The 9,091-nt window shown below is 46.6% G+C and carries 6 protein-coding genes; 1 reads left to right on the forward strand and 5 read right to left on the reverse strand.

Features of this window, described 5'->3' with window-relative positions:
* Window positions 1–292: 292 nt before the first annotated feature.
* Window positions 293–985 (forward strand): DUF2259 domain-containing protein, encoded by a 693-nt coding sequence (locus QUA83_RS11015; RefSeq protein WP_333293209.1) that lies wholly within the window; start codon window positions 293–295, stop codon window positions 983–985.
* A gap of 169 nt (window positions 986–1,154) precedes the next feature.
* Here the strand turns inward: QUA83_RS11015 and QUA83_RS11020 are convergent, their stop codons facing one another.
* From QUA83_RS11020 to polA, 5 genes are all read right to left on the reverse strand, one after another.
* Window positions 1,155–2,849, reverse strand: a complete 1,695-nt coding sequence (locus tag QUA83_RS11020; protein ID WP_333293210.1) for a calcium-binding protein — start codon at window positions 2,847–2,849, stop codon at window positions 1,155–1,157.
* Window positions 2,850–3,306: 457 nt separating this feature from the next.
* Window positions 3,307–5,022: an ATP-binding protein gene (locus QUA83_RS11025; protein WP_333293211.1), complete on the reverse strand. Its 1,716-nt coding sequence runs from the start codon at window positions 5,020–5,022 to the stop codon at window positions 3,307–3,309.
* A 549-nt stretch (window positions 5,023–5,571) separates the two neighbouring features.
* Window positions 5,572–6,093, reverse strand: a complete 522-nt coding sequence (locus tag QUA83_RS11030; protein WP_333293212.1) for a hypothetical protein — start codon at window positions 6,091–6,093, stop codon at window positions 5,572–5,574.
* Between the two features lie 215 nt (window positions 6,094–6,308).
* Window positions 6,309–6,875 carry a thermonuclease family protein gene (locus tag QUA83_RS11035; protein WP_333293213.1) on the reverse strand — a complete coding sequence of 189 codons (567 nt, stop codon included), beginning with the start codon at window positions 6,873–6,875 and terminating at the stop codon, window positions 6,309–6,311.
* An 11-nt stretch (window positions 6,876–6,886) separates the two neighbouring features.
* Window positions 6,887–9,091, reverse strand: a 2,205-nt coding sequence (polA, locus tag QUA83_RS11040; protein WP_333293214.1) for a DNA polymerase I, incomplete at its 5' end; no start/stop codon positions are given.

The following is a 9,091-nucleotide window of genomic DNA, read 5'->3' on the forward strand; positions in this document are numbered from 1 at the left end:
TCGGCCTGTTCCACAAGAAAATTCACTCTTTGTGGAACAGGCATCTTGCCTGTTCTTGAGAAGAGTGCAAGATGTGAGATAAGACCAACTCTCACATTAAAAATGCTTTCTAGTGCCACTTAAAAAAACGGCACATTCTTAAACAGTCTCCTGCTGCGGAAAATGGAGAAACACTCATGTAAATAGGAGAGAGGACTTGAGAAGCGTCACAGTCCTATAGCGAAACCCGAAGCGTTATTGTTTTACTCATCAATAACAGCCGCTATAACTCTCACACCTGGAAAATATAGCTATGAAAATTTTACCTTTAATTTCGTTAGGAATTATAGCAAGTTCCGCGATCGCACTAGCCCCTGAAGCTTTGGCAAGTACCTGGCGTGCCGCACACCGGATGTCTGGTTTTTCCGCCGACAGCAATTACTACTTGTATCTAGAAAGTTCCAGAGATACTGGAGCGGGAATTCCCAAAGCAAAATTGCAAATTGTCCAAGTTGCTGCAAATTCCTGCATCAAAAATGGGTGTATCCAAACTACATATGGCGAGCCAGATTCCAATAAAAGCACTAAAATGGCCGAAGATGACTTGCTTAAAAAAAGTTGGAATAGCAGGCAAAATTTGAAGTTAACTCCTCCTCGATCTGGAACTAAACTGAACATTATTTCTCGTACTCCCGGAGCCAATGGAAGCGAGACAGTCGCCGTCAGAGTCAATACAGCAAAGCCTTTACAAATTCGCCTAGAACAGCAGCAAAAAAATGCTTCTGCTGGCAGAGAAAGCGCGGCCATGCGTCTTGTAATTAATCATAACGGTCGGCAGCGTGTCCTCGGATCGCTGAACAATTTTCAAGATTGGGTGTTCTCTTATTCAATCCGAGAAGTTCGTTTGTCTCCGAACGGGCGCAATGTAGTTGTGCTGGTGGACAAGACAGAACGCACTTTTGAAGGAGTCTTGAAAACTACTGTTGTACAAGGCTTTGTTCTTTAGGCTTGCTATATTCCCAGGTCAAAACCTGGGAATTATCAAAACTTACGCAGAACCCCTATATAGCAATCCTAAATCATTTGTGAATTTCTTACTCCCTCCCCTTGGTAAGGGGAGGGCTGGGGTGGGGTAAAAATTTACGACTCCTGCAAGGATTGCTATTTTACTATCTCTAGACCGAGATGAAATCTTCAGAACCGATGAGATTGGGAGCAACACCTATCAAAGAAGCTAAAACTTCACCGCTGCTGGTTACTGTAATTAATGTGCCGTCAGTTCCCGGCGAAATTGATAGCTGTCCGAAGGTCAAGCCATTGATTAATTGCACGGTATCTTGAGACTTGGCGAAATCAGCGATCGTATCAACTCCCAATCCGGCACCTAAAACAAATACATCGTTTCCCAAACCGCCGATTAGAATATCGTTTCCCAAACCGCTGTTGAGAGTGTCAAAACCTTTGCCGCCATTCAGGATATCGCTGCCGTCGCCCCCGACAAGGATATCGTTGCCTCGCAAACCCATAAGTACGTCATTCCCTTCCACACCGTTGATGATATCGTTGTCGCTGGTGCCAAACAGGATGTCGTTGCCGGGAGTGCCGTTGATGCTGTTATCAGGAGGGTTATTGCCTGGAGTGCTGCCGGTGTCAGAAACAAAGACATCGCGGGTATTGTTAGTATCCCCCGGCACGAGGTTGGAGGCCTCTGACTGAAACGCTACTCTCCGCCCATCTGCAGAGATGGAGGCGTATGCGGAGTTATTGTTCCCCTGATTGCCTGCTGCATCTACTGACACGCGGGTGGTGGTATTGGTGAGCGTGTCCCGCACGAAGATGTCAGAGTTATCGTTAGTATCCCCCGGCACGAGGTTGGTGGCACCAGCCCAAAATGCCACAAACCGCCCGTCGGCTGAAATGGACGGCTCGTAGGAGAAGCTGTTCGCCTGATTGTCTGCTGAGTCTACAGAGACGCGGGTGGTGGTATTGGTGAGCGTGTCCCGCACGAAAATATCGCGGGTATTGTTAGTATCCCCCGGCACGAGGTTGGAGGCATCAGAAGAAAAGGCCACAAACCGCCCGTCGGCTGAAATGGACGGCCCGTAGGAGAACTGGTTCCCCTGATTGCCTGCTGAGTCTACCGAGACGCGAGTGGTGGTATTCGTCAACAAGTCCCGCACGAAGATGTCGCCACTAGCGTTAGTGTCCCCCGGTACGAGGTTTGTGGCCTCAGATGAAAAGGCCACAAACCGCCCGTCAGCAGAAATAGAGCCACGGATGGAGCCGCGGTTGGCGATCTCGCCATTGGAACTCGCAGAGACAAGGCTAGTAGTATTGGTCAACAAGTCGCGCACGAAAATGTCGTAAGTGCCGTTAGTATCCCCCGGCACGAGGTTTGGGGCCACAGAGAAAAATGCCACAAACCGCCCGTCGGCTGAAATGGACGGCCCGTAGGAGAACTGGTTCCCCTGATTGCCTGCTGAGTCTACCGAGACGCGAGTGGTGGTATTCGTCAACAAGTCCCGCACGAAGATGTCGCCACTAGCGTTAGTGTCCCCCGGCACGAGGTTGGAGGCCTCAGATGAAAATGCCACAAACCGCCCGTCGGCTGAGATAGAGGGAGCGATGGAAATGTTGTTCCCCTGATTGCCTGCTGAGTCAACAGAGACACGGGTAGTGGTATTGGCTAGCGTGTCGCGCACAAAGATATCATCGCTAGCGTTAGTGTCCCCCGGCACGAGGTTGGATGCTGGAGATGCAAACCCCACAAACCGCCCGTCGGGCGAAATGGAAGGAAAAAAGTAGTACAATGGACCTTGATTGCCCTGATTGCCTGCTGAGTCAACTGAGACGCGAGTAATATTATTCATAAGCCCTGATATTTCAATAGTCTGGATGTTTTTATTTCGTAGTTTGAAACGATCGATTTTTAGTTGGTAGCTCGATCGCCTTGGAGCCTTGAAACCCTTATTCTACGGTTGGTAATCAAAAATTGTCCGAAGTATTGATATTGAAGAGTACAACTTTGGAGATGGGTTTGGCGATCGCACGGCAATTGGGGCTATTTACAATTTATGCCCGAACCGACGAAAGCGGTTGCCATATCAAAATATTTTTAAATTTCCCTCTTCCTTCCTCCCTCTTTCTTTTTCCTTGAATATCTGCCTCCTGACTATTGACAAATGCTCAATAATTAATCTGTATATCCGTGTCAAAATCCCTATCTTGCCTGACCGAAAGCATCCAGGATACAAGCCCCCGAATTTATCCGTGGGGTCAATGCTTCAATTCTTTAATCTCAAATCTAAAATCTAAAATCGATTGACTTCATGCCTGCATTACCACCCGTTCCGGGAGACTGACAATAAAAGTTGAACCTTTACCATCTTCGCTTTCGACGCTAATTTCGCCGCCGAGAATTTGACACAAACGCTGGCTAATTGTCAATCCCAAACCCGTCCCTCCGTACTTGCGGGTAGTTGAAGCATCAGCTTGGGTAAAAGGTTTAAATATCTGCTCTAATTGCTCGTTTGTCATGCCGATGCCGGTGTCGCTAACTCGAAACATTAAAACTTGAGAAGTGTAGTTTGAACCAGAGTGAATATCATTATTTTTATTTTGTTTGGTCGGTCTTGATTTTTCAATTTTCATTCTTTCGACGCCGATAGTAATGACGCCTTTTTCGGTAAATTTGGCAGCATTGCTAAGCAAATTGAGGAGAATTTGTCGCACTTTCGGTTGGTCGGCGTACATTGTGCCGAGTTCGCCTTTTGTTTTCAGTGCTAAAGCATTGCCTTTTTTTTCTACTAGCGGTTGAGCAGTAGTCATCACTTCTTCAATCATGGTCGCCACGTCGAAGTTTTCTAAATAAAGGGTGACGTGACCGGCTTCAATTTTGGAAATGTCGAGAATGTCGCTAATCATATCCAGCAGGTGTTTGCCTGCGGTTTGAATTTTTTCTAAGTCCGGCAGAAAGTCTTCTGAACCAGAATCTTGAGCATCTTCTTGCAGCATTTCGCTGTAGTTAATGATGGCGTTGAGGGGGGTGCGTAGTTCGTGGCTCATGTTGGCGAGAAATGCACTTTTGGAGCGGTTGGCAGCTTCGGCGGCTACTTTTGCTTCGTGCAATTCTTCTGTGTATTCGGCTACTCTTTGGATTAGTTCGTTGAGGGAAATTGCTAGCATTCCCACTTCGTCGGAAGTAGTGACGGGTACTTGCAGGTCAAAGTTAGATTCTTCTGTCACTCGCTGAGCGATGAGGGTGGTGGCTTCTAAGGAGCGAGCGATCGCCCCGCTGGTGTATGCTGCTAGAATTGCTGCGATCGCACCTGATATCAAGAGAGAGCAAACGAGAATGAGAGTTCCGAGTTTTTCGGCATTTTCGTAGGTTCTCAATGCCTCGTCTGCTTTCTCGCGAAAGTTGCCGGCCAGTTGGGCTGAATCCTCGGAAAACTGTTTGAGTTTCAAAGCAGTTTCGCCCGCCACAAAATTGTTCAAATTCTGCCCGAAAGCCTGCTGCTGCTTCGGATTCAAAGCAGATAATTTCGCAGTAGCCAACAATTTTTGTACTTGTTGAAAGTATGATTCTACGGTTTTGCCGTTGACTTGAGCGAACTGTTGAAGCAGTTCGTAGTCTTGGGCAATCTCGGGATTCTTCGTCGGCGGTAGGGTTTGCAGTTGTTCCAGGATTCCGCTCATCTGAGCAACGCGAGTCAGGAATTCCGAGCGTTCGCGATCGAAAATTTGCGGTTTGGCTGTCAGACTCGCGAGCTCTTGCTGCTGAATTCTGACTTCCTGCACCGTGTTGTTGAGGTTTGTCAGGATTTCCGCTTTATCTCGGTCGATCACTAGTTTTTCTCTAACTTGCTGTTTGTGATAGGATTCTACTCCCCGTCCCGCCACAGCACCCAAAACGGCAATACTAATGACCAATGCGTATCCGCAGCCGATTTTCTGCCTGATACCCAAGCGGCCCAACAGACTTTTCAACCCTATTTGAGGACGGTTCTGCAGTTGATTTTTCAAAGCTAAGGTTAAAGACATGGGCAATGTACTCGTCACCTTTGAGAGGCACCATCTATATTCTAATTGATGCCTGTCTGAGGGTAAATAAAGTTCTGGATTCAAGCCAGGTTTCGGCACTTATGGGGTCTTTGCAGGGTTCCACAGCTCGATCGGCTTGACAGTTTGGAGGAGTTATGCGTAACAAATTATAGCAGAAGGAAGAAGGCTCTTCGGCTGCCTTCGGCTACCCTCCCTTCGGCGATGCGATCGGGCAAGTCGCGGTTCCTGAGCCAAGTCGAAGGGCAGGGCAAGTCGCTCAGAGTAAAAAAAGCAAGAAGGAAGAACCAGTCAATCGATTTTAGATTTTAGATTTTAGATTAAAGAATTGAAGCCTTGACCCTACGGATGAATCCGGGGGCTTGTATCCTGGATGCTTTCGGTCAAAGGCATGGTTTCACTAATTAAGAACCTACTCACCGTCGGGCGTGGTTGCGAGATAAGTTGCGAGTTATAAGTTGCAAGTTATGAGTTAGATTTCTGATTAAAAACTCTACTCTACTCGCAACCCACAACTCTATCGCTGTTCCCCTACTGGCAAAGTCGAAATTGTGCTATCTCAGCAGGAATTCTTGAAGCATTAGGTACGATCGCACTTGCTGGAACGAAGATTCCCAGGCCGTAACTGCAACCCTCTGCCGTCGTGCATTCCCCTGGCTTAGCAATGATTTGATATTCGCCTTGGGATGGGGGAGTAAAAGAGATTGACGCCAGTTCGCCTGTTTTTTGACTGACAGCGACTTCCTGACCGCTTGCATCCTTGAGAGATAAGTTTAAATCCTGGCAATTTCCGTCGCAAGTGGCAACAAAAACATACTCCACATTAGGATGCAGCGTTGCTCTAAAAGGAGATGAAACTTGCTTGCGAACTTGACCCAGCAACGGCACAAATACTAATTTTTGACCGTTGCCTTTTCGCTGGTCAACTTCTGTTTTCAAGCGACAAATAACCGTTTTTTGGTTGTCGGTCAGTTCTTGAGCAATCGCATTTCCTACAATTGCAGTACCGAGGATCAGGGCAAGGCCGGAAATAACCAGATGTTTGAAATTCATTGATGTCCCTTAAAGTTAATTTTGGGTGATTGCAATAGACCGCTTTTGTCAGCAGTCTATTAGTTTATCTGGAGCCTATCACATTTGTTGGGGAATTGGGAATTGGGCATAGGGCATAGGGCATGGAGAATTGGGCGTGGGGCATGGGGCATGGAGAACTGGTAACAGTTAACAGTCAACTGTCAACCACCAATAACCAATAACCAATGACTAAATCATTTCTTGCGAAAATCCCACGCGGGAACAAATTTAGAATCTCCCCAAACGCCACGGCGATTTTTCTTAGCTTCGGCTTCAGCTTGTTCCAGAATACTTGCACTCGGACAGTTTTTCAAGTAAGGACGGTAAACCATTGCTAATCCTTCGCGGGTCAAAACTTCTTGGGCAAATGTGCCGTTTGGCAAACGAACTTCGCTAACTTTGCGACCGTAGCGGTCAGTATCGGTGACGGTCAAGACAACGCGACCCCCCCCTTTTTTTACGAGCTGCTGCATTCTTTGGTGCGCTAAATTGCCCCACTTAAATTGATTTTTTAGTGCTGATGCTTTGCTATTTTTCTCAGCATTGGTGTGCGCGACTTCCGGTGCATCTATGCAGGCAAAACGCACTTTTATATCTTTTCCGGCAGCATCGCTGGCGACAAGGGTGTCACCGTCGCTGACTCGCTTGACAGCATAGTTGTTGGGCGCTAACTTTTGTGGACACCCGAATAGTAACAATAGCAAAGCAACTGCACTTAAGGTTTTTATTTTGGGGAAAATGGCGATTTTAAGTTGGCTCATATTTCTGTGTTTTATTTAGTTTCCATCCAATTTTGCCCAGCGTGGATGTCAACTATCAGCGGTACCATACCGGGCGCATTTTCCATCGCACTTGTATTTTTCGGCAGAGCATTTTCCATCGCACTTATAATTGTCGGAGCACTTTCCATCGCACTTCTAATTTTTGGTTGCAATTCTTCCCATTCATCGGGAGGGACTTCAAATATTAATTCGTCGTGAACTTGCAGCAGCAGCCGCGCCTGATAGTTTTGCAAAATTTTGTGTACCTCAATCATGGCAAGTTTAATGATATCAGCACTGGAACCTTGAATGGGAGCGTTGGCTGCGGCCCGCAAAGATTGGGCGTCATCTCTGCTGAGAGATTTAAGTCGATCGGAGTGAATGTCTTGGGGATTGCGGCCTTTTAAGTCGCGGAGGCTTTCGCTCTCGAAGTTTAAGTAACGGCGGCGGCCTAAAATTGTGGTAACGTATCCGAGGGCGATCGCCTCTTTTTTTACTTTCTCCAAATATTCAAAAACTTTACTATAGCGAGCGTTAAATTTAGCAATAAACTCCTTGCCATCTTTGGAAGTCTTGCCCATCGATCGCCCAAACTTGATCGCCCCCATACCGTAAACTACCCCAAAATTAATCGTTTTGCCAAACCTGCGCTCGTCGGGAGTTATTTCTTCCTTTTCAAATAACAGTTGAGCCGTCACGGTATGCACATCTCGGTTATTTTGATAAGCTTCAATTAACACAGGTTCTTGACTCAAATGAGCCAAAATTCGCAGTTCAATTTGAGAATAGTCAGCCGACACCATCAGCCAACCTTCTTCCGGTAAAAAAGCTTTGCGAATTTGCCGCGAAAACTCGGTGCGGATGGGAATATTTTGTAAATTTGGATTGGAAGAAGAAAGCCTTCCCGTACCAGTTGCAGCTTGGTTAAAATCTGTATGCACTCGCCCGGTATCCGCACGCACTAACTGCGGCAAAGCATCGACATAAGTTGATTTCAACTTGGATAATGTTCGGTGTTCTAATAAATCGTCTACAATCGGGTGGTCTCCTTGCAATTTATCCAATACAGCGGCGTCTGTAGAGTATCCAGTCTTAGTTTTGCGAGACTTTTTCTGAAACTCATCGGGGATTTTTTCTAACAAGATTTCGCTGAGTTGTTTAGGGGAACCTAAATTAAACTTTCTCCCGGCTGCTTGATAAGTTTTTTCTTCTATTTCAGCTAAGCTTTTTTCTAGCTGTTGCGATAGTTCTTGCAGATATGCTGAATTTATGCGAATTCCGCAGTATTCCATTTCTGCTAAAACTGGTTCTAGGGGCTGTTCTACTTCCAGGAGCAACTTCTGCAAAGACTTATCTGGAAAGCTAGATTCATCAGCTTCCTTCAATTTGGCTTTAAGTGCCCCAACTAAGTGAAATGTAGTGTAAACATCCATGCCGCAGTAGTCGGCTACTTTTACAATACTGATGTCAGCAATTGTTTGGTTTTTCGATACTAATTGATTATAACTTTTGGGATTATTGCGTAAGTATTCCCTTAACGATTCGCTGACACTGTGATTGTCTTCTGACTCGACTAAGTATTTCTTTGACAATTCGCTGAGGCTGTGGCTGGTTTCGGGATTGAGTACGTAACTGGCTAGCATGGTGTCGAAGACGACTCCGGCTAGTTTGATTCCTTGACAACGCAGGATCGATCGATCGAACTTAGCATTTTGCAGCGCCTTGGGATAATTCTCGCTTTCCAAAATCGGACGCAAAGCATTTAAAACTGTGGCTTTGTCTAAGTTTTTGCCCGTTTTGTGTCCGGTGGGAATATAAGCGACATCCTCTTCGCCGGTTCCCCAACAGCAGCCAATTCCGACTAATTCGGCGTCTCGCGGTTCGATGGCGGTGGTTTCGGTATCCCACGCCACGGGTGAGGCTTTGTCGGTGTAGGTTTGCAGCAGTTCGACTAATTCGTTTAACTGTTCGGTTGTTTGAATTATTCGGGGTTTAATTGGCAGTTTGTTTTGCTGCTGGGCGGCTAGGGTTTCTGCGAAAGTGAAGAAAGCTGATGCTTCATCTTCCGAGGAATTGATTGTGGGGTGGGCATCTTGCCCGCCCAAAGAAACAGGCAAGATGCCTGTTCCACTGTCTGTTGAATTGATTGTGGGGTGGGCATCTTGCCCGCCCAAAGAAACAGGCAAGATGCCTGTTCCACTGTCTGTTGAATTGAT

This window comes from Microcoleus sp. K1-B1 (genome assembly GCF_036704705.1).
In the GTDB taxonomy this organism is placed as follows: Bacteria; Cyanobacteriota; Cyanobacteriia; order Cyanobacteriales; family Microcoleaceae; genus Microcoleus.